The organism is Terrabacter aeriphilus, from assembly GCF_039542985.1.
Taxonomy (GTDB): Bacteria; Actinomycetota; Actinomycetes; order Actinomycetales; family Dermatophilaceae; genus Terrabacter; species Terrabacter aeriphilus.
The window spans coordinates 17,422-29,899 of sequence record NZ_BAABIW010000004.1; the positions used below are offsets into that span (position 1 = coordinate 17,422).

The 12,478-nt window shown below is 76.0% G+C and carries 16 protein-coding genes and 1 pseudogene; 3 read left to right on the top strand and 14 right to left on the bottom strand.

Features of this window, described 5'->3' with window-relative positions:
• Positions 1-20 precede the first annotated feature (20 nt).
• Positions 21-821 (bottom strand): DeoR/GlpR family DNA-binding transcription regulator, encoded by an 801-nt coding sequence (locus ABD979_RS01665; RefSeq protein ID WP_345505691.1) that lies wholly within the window; start codon positions 819-821, stop codon positions 21-23.
• A gap of 104 nt (positions 822-925) precedes the next feature.
• Between ABD979_RS01665 and ABD979_RS01670 the strand changes: the two genes are divergently transcribed.
• The gene (locus ABD979_RS01670) at positions 926-1,825 is read left to right on the top strand and encodes an SIS domain-containing protein (protein WP_345505692.1); all 900 of its coding nucleotides are present in this window, start codon (positions 926-928) and stop codon (positions 1,823-1,825) included.
• A gap of 229 nt (positions 1,826-2,054) precedes the next feature.
• Here the strand turns inward: ABD979_RS01670 and ABD979_RS01675 are convergent, their stop codons facing one another.
• The 10 genes and pseudogenes from ABD979_RS01675 to ABD979_RS01715 all read right to left on the bottom strand — a co-directional run bounded on the left by ABD979_RS01675 (position 2,055) and on the right by ABD979_RS01715 (position 8,654).
• Complete coding sequence (locus tag ABD979_RS01675; RefSeq protein ID WP_345505693.1) at positions 2,055-2,897, bottom strand: class II fructose-bisphosphate aldolase; 843 nt, start codon at positions 2,895-2,897, stop codon at positions 2,055-2,057.
• Positions 2,894-3,922 (bottom strand): 1-phosphofructokinase family hexose kinase, encoded by a 1,029-nt coding sequence (locus ABD979_RS01680; protein ID WP_345505694.1) that lies wholly within the window; start codon positions 3,920-3,922, stop codon positions 2,894-2,896. Before ABD979_RS01680 ends, ABD979_RS01675 begins: the two co-directional genes overlap by 4 nt.
• Positions 3,919-4,839 carry an ROK family protein gene (locus tag ABD979_RS01685; protein ID WP_345505695.1) on the bottom strand — a complete coding sequence of 307 codons (921 nt, stop codon included), beginning with the start codon at positions 4,837-4,839 and terminating at the stop codon, positions 3,919-3,921. The genes ABD979_RS01680 and ABD979_RS01685 overlap by 4 nt, the downstream gene beginning before the upstream one ends.
• Positions 4,840-4,947: 108 nt before the next feature.
• Entirely contained in the window at positions 4,948-5,217 is a 270-nt protein-coding gene (locus tag ABD979_RS01690) for a ferredoxin (RefSeq protein WP_345505696.1), read from the bottom strand.
• A gap of 10 nt (positions 5,218-5,227) precedes the next feature.
• Positions 5,228-6,361: an NADH-ubiquinone oxidoreductase-F iron-sulfur binding region domain-containing protein gene (locus ABD979_RS01695; RefSeq protein ID WP_345505697.1), complete on the bottom strand. Its 1,134-nt coding sequence runs from the start codon at positions 6,359-6,361 to the stop codon at positions 5,228-5,230.
• The gene (locus ABD979_RS01700; protein WP_345505698.1) at positions 6,358-6,921 is read right to left on the bottom strand and encodes a ferric reductase-like transmembrane domain-containing protein; all 564 of its coding nucleotides are present in this window, start codon (positions 6,919-6,921) and stop codon (positions 6,358-6,360) included. The genes ABD979_RS01695 and ABD979_RS01700 overlap by 4 nt, the downstream gene beginning before the upstream one ends.
• On the bottom strand, positions 6,921-7,553 hold the full coding sequence (locus ABD979_RS01705; RefSeq protein ID WP_345505699.1) for an FAD:protein FMN transferase: 633 nt from the start codon (positions 7,551-7,553) through the stop codon (positions 6,921-6,923). The genes ABD979_RS01700 and ABD979_RS01705 overlap by 1 nt, the downstream gene beginning before the upstream one ends.
• A 65-nt stretch (positions 7,554-7,618) precedes the next feature.
• Positions 7,619-7,897: pseudogene (locus ABD979_RS20075) on the bottom strand (hypothetical protein); the annotation flags it as partial.
• Complete coding sequence (locus ABD979_RS01710; protein WP_345505700.1) at positions 7,897-8,178, bottom strand: hypothetical protein; 282 nt, start codon at positions 8,176-8,178, stop codon at positions 7,897-7,899. The pseudogene ABD979_RS20075 and the gene ABD979_RS01710, both read right to left, overlap by 1 nt.
• A 131-nt stretch (positions 8,179-8,309) precedes the next feature.
• Positions 8,310-8,654: an MmcQ/YjbR family DNA-binding protein gene (locus tag ABD979_RS01715; protein WP_345505701.1), complete on the bottom strand. Its 345-nt coding sequence runs from the start codon at positions 8,652-8,654 to the stop codon at positions 8,310-8,312.
• Between the two features lie 152 nt (positions 8,655-8,806).
• Between ABD979_RS01715 and ABD979_RS01720 the strand changes: the two genes are divergently transcribed.
• The gene (locus ABD979_RS01720; protein ID WP_345505702.1) at positions 8,807-9,679 is read left to right on the top strand and encodes a hypothetical protein; all 873 of its coding nucleotides are present in this window, start codon (positions 8,807-8,809) and stop codon (positions 9,677-9,679) included.
• On the opposite strand, the gene ABD979_RS01725 is transcribed toward ABD979_RS01720, so the two are convergent.
• Together ABD979_RS01725 and ABD979_RS01730 are read right to left on the bottom strand one after the other, a co-directional pair.
• Positions 9,646-10,170 carry a GNAT family N-acetyltransferase gene (locus tag ABD979_RS01725; RefSeq protein WP_345505703.1) on the bottom strand — a complete coding sequence of 175 codons (525 nt, stop codon included), beginning with the start codon at positions 10,168-10,170 and terminating at the stop codon, positions 9,646-9,648. The genes ABD979_RS01720 and ABD979_RS01725 overlap by 34 nt on opposite strands.
• A 72-nt stretch (positions 10,171-10,242) precedes the next feature.
• A complete protein-coding gene (locus ABD979_RS01730) occupies positions 10,243-11,082 on the bottom strand; it encodes a CPBP family intramembrane glutamic endopeptidase (protein WP_345505704.1) in 840 nt (279 codons plus the stop codon).
• Positions 11,083-11,119: 37 nt separating this feature from the next.
• Between ABD979_RS01730 and ABD979_RS01735 the strand changes: the two genes are divergently transcribed.
• Entirely contained in the window at positions 11,120-11,842 is a 723-nt protein-coding gene (locus tag ABD979_RS01735; protein ID WP_345505705.1) for a hypothetical protein, read from the top strand.
• A 53-nt stretch (positions 11,843-11,895) separates the two neighbouring features.
• Here the strand turns inward: ABD979_RS01735 and ABD979_RS01740 are convergent, their stop codons facing one another.
• Positions 11,896-12,417 carry a mycothiol transferase gene (locus tag ABD979_RS01740; RefSeq protein WP_345505706.1) on the bottom strand — a complete coding sequence of 174 codons (522 nt, stop codon included), beginning with the start codon at positions 12,415-12,417 and terminating at the stop codon, positions 11,896-11,898.
• Between the last annotated feature and the right edge of the window lie 61 nt (positions 12,418-12,478).

Genomic DNA, 12,478 nt, shown 5'->3' on the forward strand with positions numbered 1-12,478 from the left:
GGCCCAGGGTGGCCCGACCCTCAGACCTGGTGGACCTCGACGCCCGCGGCGCGCAGCGCCTCGACCTCCGCGGGGTCCGCGTCCACGGTAGTGACGAGGTGGTCGATGCGCTCGGCAGGAGCGATCGAGGCGAAGGTGCGCAGGCCGAGCTTGTCGCCCGTCGTCACGCAGATGACCTCCTTGGAGCGCTCGATCATGGTGCGGATGATCGCCGCCTCCTCCTCGTGGCGGCAGGTGGCGCCCTCGCGCGCCGACAGGCCGTTGACCCCGACGATGGCGACGTCGATCCACAGCTGCTGGAGCACGAGCGTCGCGAGCGGGCCCGTCACCTCGTAGGACTCCGGACGGGCCACCCCGCCGAGCGAGACGCACTGGACGTGCGGGCGCAGCACCGCCTCGGTGGCGATGTTGAGCGCGTTGGTCACCAAGGTGAGCTCGCCGCCGACGGCGAGGTCCTCGCGGGCCGTGAGGGCGCGCGCGGTGGCGGTCGTCGTCGTGCCGCCGTTGACGCCGACGACCTGGCCGGGGCGCACGAGCGCCGCGGCCGCCGTCGCGACCCGGGCGCGGTCGTCGTCGCCGCGGCTGCTGCGGTAGCGGTAGGGCAGCTCGTAGGCGACGCTCGTCGCGACGACGCCGCCGTGGTTGCGTGCGACGAGCTGGCGCCGGGCGAGCTCGGAGAAGTCGCGGCGGATCGTCGCCTCGCTGACGCCGAGCAGCTCGGCCGCCTCGCCGACGCCGAGCCGGCCCGCCGTCGCGAGCCGGTCGAGCATCACCGACCAGCGGCCGGCGCGGGTGCGTGCGAGATCGCCGTCATCGGTCACGCGCCGAGCGTAGCGCGTGAGTCGAGCAGTGGACATGTGCATCTGTGCGCGTTTACGCTTCGGATCGCGCAGACACAATCACCTTCTTCGTCGGAGCCGCCCCCATGTCCCAGCCCTCGCACCTCGCCCGTGAGATCGCCACCCAGCCGGACGACTGGGCCCGCACCGCCGCGCGCCTGCCCGCCGTGGCGGGCGACCTGCCGCGCCCCGGCGAGCACGTCGCGACGATCGGGTGCGGCACGTCGTGGTTCATGGGCCAGGCGTATGCCGCCCGCCGCGAGTCCCTGGGGCAGGGGCCGACCGACGCCTTCACGGCCTCGGAGCACCGCCTCGCACGGGGCTACGACCGCGTCGTCATCATCTGCAGGTCGGGCACGACGACCGAGGTGCTCGAGGTGCTCGACGAGCTGCTCGCCGCGGGCACGCCGCACGTGTCGATCGTCGCGACGCCCGGCACCCCGGTGGCGGAGCGGTCGGCCGCCACGATCCTCATGGACGACGTCGACGAGCAGTCGGTCGTGCAGACCCGCTTCGCCACCTCGACGCTCGCGCTGCTGCGGGCCTCGCTCGGCGAGGACCTCGGGCACGTCGTCGAGCAGGCGCGGGCCGTGCTCGACGAGGACGTCGAGACTGCCTTGGGAGAGCTCCGCTCGGTCGAGCAGGTCACCTTCCTCGGCACCGACTGGAGCAAGGGCCTCGCGAACGAGGCTGCCCTCAAGCTGCGCGAGTCGGCGCAGTTCTGGGCCGAGTCGTACGTGGCGATGGAGTACCGCCACGGCCCGATCAGCATCGCCGCCCCCGGCCGCGCGGTCTGGGCCCTCGGCGCGGTGCCGGACGGGCTGGCCGAGCAGGTGCGCGAGACGGGCGCCCTCTTCGAGCACCGCGACCTCGACCCGATGGCCGAGCTCGTCCGCGTGCACCGGCTCTGCCTCGCGCGCGCCGAGTCGGCCGGCCTCGACCCCGACGCCCCCCGCCACCTCACGCGCAGCATCGTCCTGGCCTGACACCCGGCACCCCCAACCGTCGAAAGGCCAAAGTTCGGGGGTGCCAGAACGTCGAGAGGCCAAAGTCCGCGGGTGCCAGAACGTCGAGAGGCCAATCCTCGCAACCGAGGATTGGCCTCTCGACCTGTGCGCACCCGCGAAAGGTGGCCTCTCGACGGTTGGGGGGTCTCCAAAGGTGGCCTCTCGACGGGGTCAGACCCGCAAGGAGTGGCCTTTCGACGGTTGGGGGTCAGCGGGGGGCCTGGAGGGCCAGCAGCTGCATGAGGCGGGCGGCCTCGTCGGTGACGGCGTCGCGCGCGGCGCCGAGGTAGGCCCGGGTGTCGACCGTCGGCCGCGCCTGCAGCCGCTCGGTCATCGCGGTCGTGAACACCTGGTTGAGGTGGGTCGCGATGTTGACCTTCGTCATGCCGGCCCGCACCGCCCCGACGAGTCCCTCGTCGGGCACGCCCGACGAGCCGTGCAGCACGAGCGGCACCGGCACCTGTGCGCGCAGCCGTCCGATGAGGTCGGTGTCGAGCCGGGCCGTGCGGTCGGTCATGGCGTGGCTGCTGCCGACCGCGACGGCGAGCGCGTCGACGCCCGTGTCGGCGACGAACTGCGCCGCCTCGCCGGGGTCGGTGCGTGCCCCGGGCGCGTGCACGCCGTCCTTGCCGCCGACCTCGCCGAGCTCGGCCTCGACGCTGACCCCCGCCGCGCGGCAGAGCGCGACGACGCGGGCGGTCTCGGCGCGGTTGGCGTCGTCGGGCAGCCGCGACCCGTCGAACATCACCGAGGTCAGCCCGAGCCGCACGGCCTCCTCGACGAGGCCGACGTCCTCCGCGTGGTCGAGGTGCACGACGACGTCCTGGGCGCACGCGTCGGCGATCGCGAGCGTCGCGGCGGCGAGCGGCGCGAGCGACCCGTGGTAGCGCACGCAGTTCTGCGAGATCTGCATGACGACGGGCAGCCCGACCCGCTCGGCGGCGGCGGCATACGCCTCGGCGTGCTCGAGCTGGATGACGTTGAAGGCGGCGAGCGCCCGTCCGTCGGCGCGGGCGGCGGCCAGCAGGGGGGTCAGGGGGGAGCGGCTCACGAACGGATCTCCTCGATCTCGACGTCGGGGGCGAGTCGGTCGGCGTCGGCGGGGTCGATCGCCCCGGCGACCGGCTGGAGCACCGCGGCCGCCGACCAGGCCACGCCGCGGCGCAGCACGGGCTCCCACGCGGCGCGTCCGTCGGGCAGCTGACCGGCGCGGTCGAGCCCGGCCGCGAGCGCCGCGGTCAGGGCGTCGCCGGCCCCCGTCGGGTTGCCGGTCAGCGGTCGGGGCAGCCGCGCGCGCAGGGCGAGCTCGCCGTGCACGAGCACGAGCCCCGCGGCGCCGTCGCTCACCACCGCGGCCCGCGCGCCGGCCTCGACGAGGGCGTATGCCGCCTGCTGCGCCGTGGGGTCGGGCGCGGTGCGCGTCGGGGCGCCCGCCGCCTCAGCGAGGGCGCGCAGCACCCCGGCGGCCTCCGTCCGGTTCGGCTTGACGACGTCGGGGTGCGCGGGCAGCGCGCGGGCCAGGGCCTCGCCGCTCACGTCGAGCACGACGAGCAGGTCGTGCGCGTGGGCGAGCTCGGTCAGGCGCAGCACGAGGTCGGGGTCGGTGCCGGGCGGCAGGCTGCCCGAGACGGTGAGCACGCGCGCGGACCCGGCGAGCCGCTCGACCTCGTCGGTGACGAGCTGCCAGACCCGGCGCGACTGCCCGACCCCGGCCTCGTTGAGCAGGGTGGCCCGGCCGTCCGACTCGACGACGGCGACCGAGCGGCGGGTCGGGCACGGCGACTCGACGAGCCGGTGCGGCACCCGCCGCGCGTCGAGGTCCGCGGCGAAGAGCTCTCGGTCGAGGGCCCCGACCGGTGCGACGGCGACGACCCCGGCCGCCGTCGACGTGCCCGTCGAGGTGCTCGTCGAGGGCGACAGCGAGGCGAGCATCGTGGCGAGCACCGAGGCGACGTTGAGGCCCTTGCCACCCGCCCGCTCGGTCACCGAGCCGACGCGGTGGGACTCGCCGAGCGTCACGGTCGGCACGGCATACGTGATGTCGAGCGCCGGGTTCGGCGTCAGGGTGACGATCATCGGCCGACGAGCCCCAGGGCGAGGCTCGCGGCGCCGAGCGAGCCGGCGCGGTCACCGAGCGCGGCCGCCTCGACCGCGACGTCGCCGAGGTGGCCGACCCGGGCGTCGAGGGCCGCGCGCAGGGGCACGAGCAACGCGTCGCCGGCGTGCACGAGGCCCCCGCCGACGAGCACGAGCTCGGTGCCGGCGGCCGCCACGACGGGCGCGAGCACGCTCGCGAGCGCGTCGATCGCCTCGGTCCAGACACGCCGGGCCTCCGGCTCGCCGGCTGCGGCGCGCCGGGCGACCTCCTCGGCGTCGCCGGTCAGGCCGGTCGCCTCCGACCAGCGGCGGCCGATCGCACCGGCGCTCGCCACGGCCTCGAGGCAGCCCCGGCGGCCGCAGCCGCACGGCGGGCCGTCCGGCACGACGACGACGTGGCCGATCTCGCCGGCCCAGGGCGCCCCCGTGACGAGCTCGCCACCGGTGAGCAGCGCACTCGCGAGACCGGTGCCGAGGGGGACGAAGAGCACGTTCGAGGCGGCGCGCGCGGCGCCGAGGCGGTGCTCGGCGAGCAGCCCGGCGCGCACGTCGTGGCCCACGGCCACGGGCACGTCGACCCGGGCGGCGACGGCCGAGCGCAGGTCGAGGTCGCGCCAGCCGAGGTTGGCCGACCACACGCCGATGCCGGAGGCCTCGTCGACGAGCCCGGGCACGACGACCCCGACGGCGAGCAGCACGGCCGGCTCTTCGAGCGTCTGGACGAGCTCGGCGACGACGTGCGCGGCGAGGTCGCCGAGCCGCTCACCGTCCCGCTCGCCGAGGCGGGGCGGCGTCGGGGTGACGGTCTCGGTGAGCACCTGGCCCTCGACGGTGACGAGACTCGCCTTGGTGCGGGTGCCCCCGACGTCGATGCCGACGACCGCTTCGCGCTTCACCGGCGCAGTCTATGAGCAATGCTGCGCGAAAGCACAGTCGATCGAGCAGATTCGGACACTTGGCTCGACCGCCGACGGCGGCCCGGGCCCCAGCGTGGCAGGCCGGCGTCAGCGGCGGAAGAGCGCCCGCGCCGGGCAGAGCCGCACGGCCGCCGCGAACGTCTCGAGCGCCACCGGGTCGTCGCCGTCGACGCGGGCGTCGACGACGACCGGGTAGCCCCACTCGTCGAGGGTCACGCCGGCGAGCAGCTGCGCGCACACGCCGTGACCGGTACAGGCCACGCGGTCGACGGCCAGCACGGGGTCGCCCGCGAGCCCGAGCCGTCGGCCCGTGGTGCGGCGGTCGTCGGCGGGCGCGGACGGGGAGGTCGCGGACATCGCTGCTCCTTCAGAGGTTCGAGGGGGACGGGCGGGTCGGGTGGGTGGCGCCGGCGGGGTGCGCGTGGCGGGGCGACGGGTCGGTGGCCGCGCAGCGCCCGGACCGGTGCTCCTCGAGGTGGCCGGCGAGCACGCGCAGCGCCGAGCCGGCGAAGCCGGCCACGCCGTCGGGGAAGCGGCAGGCTCCCCGGCCGGGCAGCAGGGCGACCCGGGCGCGCACCCCGCGCCCCGTCGGGTCGGCGCCGGTGAGCAGCGCCCTCCAGTCGGCGGCGAGCGCCGGCAGGCCGAACATGCACGGCCCGCACTGCCCGGCGCTCTCGCCGGCGGCCCACGTGAGGCAGCGGTCGACGAAGCCGAGGGGACAGTCGCGCGGGTCGAGCACCTCGAGCACGCCGGGGCCGGTGCGGGCCCCCACCCGGGCGAGGTCGGCGTCCGACCAGCGCAGCCCGGGCACGGCGCCGACGTCGACGAAGGCCCCGCCGAGTCCGCCGACGAGCAGGGCGGGCGACCCCGGCGGGGGTCCACCGGCCGGCCGCAGCAGGTCGGCCACGGGCTCCCCGGCGGCCGTCTCGAGCACGAGCCCCCGCACGCTCGGCGTGCTCACGGCGACGAGCCGCGGGCCGGGCTGCTCGGGCGTGCCGACCGAACGGAACCACGCCGCCCCCCGGTGGGCCACCTGCGCGACGCGCCACACCGTCTCGGCGTTGAGCACGACCGTGGGCGGGATGCGCCGGCCGGCGGAGTCGCGGCCCCCGCGGACGACGGGCTGCCGCTTCGTCAGCGGCCGGGCGAGCCCGCCGCGGGCGAGCGAGACGAGCGACGACTCCTCGGAGGAGACGTAGCGCGCCGGCACGTCGAGCACGGGCAGCCCAGCCGCGCGCAGGAGGTCGACGGTCTCGGAACCGCGGTGGGCGGCATACGTGACCGGGGACCCGGCGGCGACGAGGGTGGCACCCTCGACGAGCTCGGCGAGGTGGTGGCGCACCACCCAGGCGTCCTTGGCGGCGCCGAGCTCGCCGTCGCAGGCGTTGACGACGAGGCGCGCGCCGTGGGCGTGCGCCCCTTCGACCTTGGTGGCGGTGCGGAAGGCGGCGCCACCGCGGCCGGTCAGGCCCGCCTCGGCGAGCAGGGCGACGAGGGTCATGACCACTCCTGGGCGGCGACGAGGGCCCGGCGGTCACGGTCGGCGTGGCTCGAGGCGAGGCGCCAGGCGAGCGCGGCGGCTCCCGCGACGGCGCAGGCGAGCGTGGTGCCGCGCAGCACCGGCTGGTCGCCCGTGCCGAGCGCGAGGCCGTGCACGACGGCCATCGGCCACAGGGCGTGCGCGAGCAGGTGCACCCGGCGCCACGTGCGCTCGGCGAGGCGGGCCCGCAGCACCGAGGTGACGACGACGGCGACGAGCACGTCGAGCGCGAGCGTGCCGAGCCCGACCCAGAGCGTCTCGTAGCCGGAGGTGAAGGGCAGCACGGCGCTGACGGCGTCGATGGAGACGTAGGTCTCGGCCACGGCGGTCGCGACGTGCGCGGCGAGGAACACGGTCATCCCGAGGGAGAGCGAGCGGTGCAGCGCCATGACGAGGGTCGCGCCCTCGCCGCGGGGTGCGCGCCGACCGGCGATGACCGCACCGAGCACGACGACCGCGGTGAGCAGCACGATCGCGGCGACGCCGGTGCCGCGCGAGACGTACCAGAGCAGCTCGTTCATCAGGCCGCCCTCCGGTTCGCGGAGGGCCAGCCGGGCGTCGTGACGACGCCCCCGTCGAGGCCCTCGAGGCGGGCCGGCACGCCCTGCGCGGTCAGCCAGGCGGGGGCGTCGGCGCCGAGCACGACGGCCGCCGTCGACGCCGCGTTCGCCTCGAGGCAGCTGACCGCCGCGCACGACACCTGCGCCCACACCGCCGCAGCCGTGCGACCGGTGCGCGGGTCGATGACGTGGTGGTGCGGGCCGTCGTCGGTGGGCCAGACCCGCAGCCGCGTCGAGGAGGTCGCGACGGCCTGCCCCGTGCTCGTGACGACCTCGCGAAGCGCCGCGTCGGCGCCCTCGACGCCGATGGCCCAGCCGCCGGCCGGCAGCTCCCCGGCGACCGCGACGTCGCCACCGAGGTTGACGGCGAAGCCACCCGGCAGCCGGGCGGCGAGCAGCGCGGCGATCGTGTCGGCCGCGTGCGCCTTGGCCGAGGCGCCGAGGTCGAGCAGGGTGCCCGGGGCCACCGTGACGCGCCGGGCCGAGACGTTGAGGTGCACGGTGTGCCACCGCGGCACCGGCGCGACCCGCACCTGGTGGAAGCTGCCGCGCGCCCGCACCGCGTCGAGGTCGCCGTCGTAGCCGGTGGCCACGAGCGCGCGCCCACCGTCGGGTCGACGAGCCCGCCCGTCAGGCGTGCGACGCGCAGCGCCGCGAGCAGGTATGCCGTGAACACCGGCGACACGAACGCCTCGGCCGGCGCGTGGCGGGCCTTCTCGGCGAGCCGGCTCACCTCGGAGTCGGGTCGGAAGCGGCTCACCGCGGCGTCGACCTGCTCGAGGTGGCCACGGGCGATCGCGAGGGCGTCACCGACAACCTCGGGACGGGTCACGAGCACCGTGTTGCTCGTGCCGATGGCGCGGAAGGTCGCGGAGGTGGCCACGGCGGCCGGGACGGGCGTCGGGGGGAGCGTCGGGGGGAGCGTCGCGCGGTCCATCACGAGCCGCCCGAGCGGGTCTGGCCCTGCGCGTTGCTGCCGCCGACGGGGGCCACCGCTCCGAAACCGGAGCTCGCGGTGCCGGAGTCGTCGCCCGAGGTCTGGCTGGACGTCTGGCTGGACGTCTGGCTCGAGCTCTGCGACACGGTCTGGGTGGCGACGCTCTGGCCCTGGGTCTGCGCGAGGTGGATGCCGACGGCGCCGACGAGGACGGTGGAGGCGGTCAACAGGCCGGCGGTCCACCGTCGGGCTCGGCGCAGGGCGCGGGGGACGGTGCTCATCGGGGCTCTCCTTCGTCAGGTGGATGCCCCCACCGTCGCGAGCGCCGCTGTGGCGTCGCTGTGCCGGCCCGGTGGGCCCGCGATGACTGCGCGCCGTTGCCTCGCGAGGCCGGCCGGGCGGCCCGCGTCGCTCAGGGACTGCCGGGCGCCAGCGCCACGGTGCGCGGCACGACGAAGCGCCACGCGTCGACGACGATCTCGCGCATCCGCTCCGGCTCGAGCGCGTCGAGGCGCGCCTCCACCCAGTTGAACCGCAGGTCGGAGGGCCGCGGCAGCAGGAAGACCGCCGGCTCGCTCGTGACGAGCACGTCGCGCTCCTCCCGCGGGAAGGCGAACCCGAGCTGCGTCTCGTCCGCGGAGAAGGCGAGCCACACGACCCTCCCGACGCGGAACGTCACGCGGTCGCGCACGAGCACCTCGGTCGACCGCGGGAGCGGCTCCGCCACCCGCCGCACGTCCTCGATCGTCACGGGCACCTGTCCAGCCTGCCACGCGGTCCGCGCTCCGCACACCCCTCGCCGACCCCTTCCGTGGGAGGTCGCACCCGGCATACGCTGCCGGTGTCGCGACCCCGACGGCACCCGGCCGGGCGGGATGACACGTCGACCTCCACCGAAGGAGACGACGGATGCCGTCCTCGCCCACCCCACCCACGCCCGCCGTCGTGGCCTCCCCCTCCGACGTGCCCGAGCGGCTGCTCGCCTTCCTCGACCGGCTCGGCGCCGAGCTCGAGCGCCGCGGCGACGCCGTGGCCCTGCTGGGCCTCGGCTCCGTGGGGCGCGACCTCCACCGCCTCGACGAGCACTCGGACGCCGACTTCTTCGTCGTCGTCGACGACGTGGCCGCGCGCGACCGCTACCTCGCCGACATCGACTGGCTCGACGCCGCCCACCCCGTGCAGTGGTCGTTCGAGAACAGTGGTGCCGGTCGCAAGGCGCTGCTGCGCGACGGCCTCTTCGCGGAGTACGCCGTCTTCACGCTCGACGAGATGGCGACCGCCGGCTACCCGCCCGGCCGCGTGCACTGGCGCCGCACCGACGCCCCCGACGGGCTCGAGCAGCCACGGACGCCCGTGCCCCGGCCCGAGCCGCTCGCCCACCAGGTCGGCGAGGCGATGACGAACCTCTACGTCGGGCTGCACCGCGACCTGCGGGGCGAGCGGCTCACGGCGACCCGCTTCATCCAGGGGTATGCCGTCGACCGCTGGATCACCGTGCTCGGCCACCTCGGGCTCGGCCGCACCGCGCGGCAGGACGTCTTCGTCGTCGACCGCGGCGTCGAGCGGCGGTTCGACGACGACCTGCTGCCGCTCGCCGACCTCGTGCCCGGCTACGAGCGCAACGCGCACGCGGCGGCGACGCTGCTGCGCCTGCTCGAGGCGCACGTCGAGCTCGACCCGTCGATCACCGCGGAGGTGCGTGCCCTGGTCGAGCGGTCCGCAGCCGCGGCGCAGGAGCGGGCGGCGGCTCAGGCCTCGGCAGGGGCGAGCTCGAGCTCGTAGACGAGCAGCTGGAGGGTGCCGATCGGCGACCAGTCGCGCTCGGGCGCCCGGGTGAAGCCGAAGCGCTCGTAGACGCGGTGGGCGGCGTGCATCATCGGCTGGGTCGAGAGCACGACGCGGTCGCGGCCGAGGGCCCGGGCCCGGTCGAGGCAGGCGCGCACGAGCGCCGTGCCGACGCCGCGACCGCGGCCCTCCGGAGCGACGGCGAGGGTGCGGAACTCCGCCTCGCCGTCGCGGGCGACGTCGGCGAAGGGCCCGGGACCCTCGACGAAGGCGACGCCGCCGAGCACGACACCCGCCGGGTCGAGCGCCACGAGCACCTCGGCGTGCTCGGCCCGGCGGGCGACGTCGCGCAGCACCTCGAGGTACGGGTCGTCCGCGCCGAGGTCGAGCAGGCCGTCGTCGAGGTAGGCGGCCGCGGTCAGGTCACCGAGGCGGGCGTGGTCCTCGGGGCGCGCGGGCCTGATCGTGAAGCCGTCCATGCCGTCCATGCCGGTCAGTGTCGCAGGGCTGCGCCCCGCCCGGGACGGACCGGCTGCCGACGCCGGATGCCGGTGGCGGCGTCAGGCGGCGAGGCGCCAGGCGAGCACGCCGAAGAGCACGCCGAGGGCGTTCGTGGCCCAGTGCATGCCGACGCTCGCGAAGAGGCTGCCACTGCGTCGGCGCAGCTCGCCGGCGAGCACCCCACCGAGGGCCGTGAAGAGCACGGTGCCCCCGACCACGGCGAGCTTGGCGAAGGGGCCCAGACCGGCCACGGCCGAGCCGATCGCCTCGTTGCCGGTGGCCGAGGCCATCGCCGGGAAGACGTGCCAGAGGCCGAAGAGCAGCGACGAGCCGGCGAGCACCTGCCACATCCGGGCGTGCCGGGAGAGGAAGCCCCAGAGCACCGAGCGGAACGCGACCTCCTCGAGCAGGATGGTGCCGACGGGGATGAGCACGAACGCCGTGAGCAGGGCACCGGCCGGCGGCAGGTGGTAGCGCGCGTCGAGGAAGGCGGTGCGGGTCGAGGGCAGCAGGATGCCGACGAGGTAGACGAGGCCGACGACCCCGATGACGCCGAGGCCCCAGCGGATGCCGCGCGCGTGCGTGTGCCGGGCCAGGCCGAGCTGGTGCCAGGTGAGGCCCTGCCACCGCGCGAAGGCGAGCAGCGCGACCGCGCCGACGGGGCCGAGCCACATGGTGTCCCAGCCGAGCACGTGGGTGGCCACGTTGACCCCGGCGAGCGCGAGCACGACGGCGAGGGTCGCGACGAGTCGACCCCGCCGGCCGTGGGCGATGAGGGCCAGGCGCCGGTGCCGCTCGTCGTCGTGGCGCGGGTGCGTCGCGGGCGCCGAGGCGGGCACGGCGACGCCGTCGGTGCGGGACGCGACGGCGGGGGCGGCGAGGGCGGCAGGGGAGGTCATTGCCCTCCATTTTCGCATCCCATCCTGTGGACGAGCCGTGCACGACGGCACGCGTGACCACCCTCACCACGCGTGCCCCAGCCGCCCCACCGGGCAGGGCGCGGGCCGTTATGCGCTGCTCATCGAGGCCCTCGGCCTCGTCGGCTCCGTGCTGCTCCTCGGCTCGTCACCCGCGACGTATGGCGACCTCCTGGACGGCGTCAGCGGAGGCGGGGTGAGCGAGGTGCAGGTCTCCGGTGCCCTTCCCGACGGCTCGACGGGCTATGCCACGGTCTCCCTCGCCTGGACCGACCAGAACCGCAACCGCTTCGCGCAGGTGGTCCAGGTCAGCGACCCATCGGTGGCGGTCCCGGGGGGATCGCAGCGCACCGAGGTCGTCACCCGGGCCGTGGCGGACGAGCTGCGGGCGCTCGACCCGTCGGTGCGCGTCGTCGTCACGGGCTGGCCGGAGTCGAGCACGACCTTCGCGGGGTGGCGACTGCCGTCGTGGCTGCCCGGAGCGGCCCTGGCCCTGTGGGTCGCCGCGCTCGTGCTGCTCGCCAACGGCCCGCAGCCGTGGTGGGCCACGAGGTGGGCCTGGTTCTGGGCCCTCTTCTCCCCGGCCGGTGTCGTCGCCCTGCCGCTCTTCCTGCTCGTCTCCGGCCCGCCCCCGGGCGTGCCCGAGACCGGGCACACCGGTCGGCGGCTGACCGGAGGCTGGTCGTTCCTGCTCGTGTGCTTCGTCGGCCCCGCCGTGGGCTACCTGCTGCTCGACCGCTGACGGCGCGCTCGGCGGCTGCCCTCGACCAACGGCCCTCGACCAGCGGCCCTCGATCAGCGGCGGCGGTCGATGAGCCCCCGCACGTACTCGGCCTGCCCGAGGTGCTTGGCGGCATCGTCCAGCACCGAGACCAGGCGCACCCCGACGGTGACCGGCGGGTCCCACTGGCGGTCGACGACGCGCGCGTAGCCCTCGGCGTCGAGGCCCTCGAGCAGGCTCGTCGTCCGCTCGTGCACGGCCGCGTGGTAGCTCGCGAAGAGCGCGGGGTCGGCGACGGTGAAGCGCCCGACGTCGGTCGAGCTCATGCTCCAGCCGTGCGCGTCGCGGTCGTAGGGCAGCCCGAAGCGGTCGACCCAGCCCTGCTCGAGCCACGCCGAGGTGCCACCGGCGAGCCCTGCCACCTGATCGTCCTGCTGGCGGGCGAGGTGCCAGACGAGCCACGCGACGTGGTTGGCGTCGGGGTCGGGGCGCCAGAGCAGCTCGTCGACGGTGAGGCCGTCGACGACCGGCGGCACGCCGTCGCGGATGCGGCCGAAGCCGTCGAGCATGAGGTCGCGCGCGGTGTCGGTGGTCATGTCGTCCACCTACCCAGCATGCCCCTCGGCGCGCACCACGGCCGGCACCACGGCCTGCACA

Bases quoted from the DNA above. Each gene is read 5' to 3' on its own strand.
- ABD979_RS01670 (WP_345505692.1), top strand. From the start codon at position 926: ATGTCCCAGCCCTCGCACCTCGCCCGTGAGATCGCCACCCAGCCGGAC.
- ABD979_RS01680 (WP_345505694.1), bottom strand. From the start codon at position 3,922: ATGATCGTCACCCTGACGCCGAACCCGGCGCTCGACATCACGTATGCC.
- ABD979_RS01690 (WP_345505696.1), bottom strand. From the start codon at position 5,217: ATGTCCGCGACCTCCCCGTCCGCGCCCGCCGACGACCGCCGCACCACG.
- ABD979_RS01695 (WP_345505697.1), bottom strand. From the start codon at position 6,361: ATGACCCTCGTCGCCCTGCTCGCCGAGGCGGGCCTGACCGGCCGCGGT.
- ABD979_RS01700 (WP_345505698.1), bottom strand. From the start codon at position 6,921: ATGAACGAGCTGCTCTGGTACGTCTCGCGCGGCACCGGCGTCGCCGCG.
- ABD979_RS01710 (WP_345505700.1), bottom strand. From the start codon at position 8,178: ATGAGCACCGTCCCCCGCGCCCTGCGCCGAGCCCGACGGTGGACCGCC.
- ABD979_RS01720 (WP_345505702.1), top strand. From the start codon at position 8,807: ATGCCGTCCTCGCCCACCCCACCCACGCCCGCCGTCGTGGCCTCCCCC.
- ABD979_RS01725 (WP_345505703.1), bottom strand. From the start codon at position 10,170: ATGGACGGCATGGACGGCTTCACGATCAGGCCCGCGCGCCCCGAGGAC.
- ABD979_RS01730 (WP_345505704.1), bottom strand. From the start codon at position 11,082: ATGACCTCCCCTGCCGCCCTCGCCGCCCCCGCCGTCGCGTCCCGCACC.
- ABD979_RS01740 (WP_345505706.1), bottom strand. From the start codon at position 12,417: ATGACCACCGACACCGCGCGCGACCTCATGCTCGACGGCTTCGGCCGC.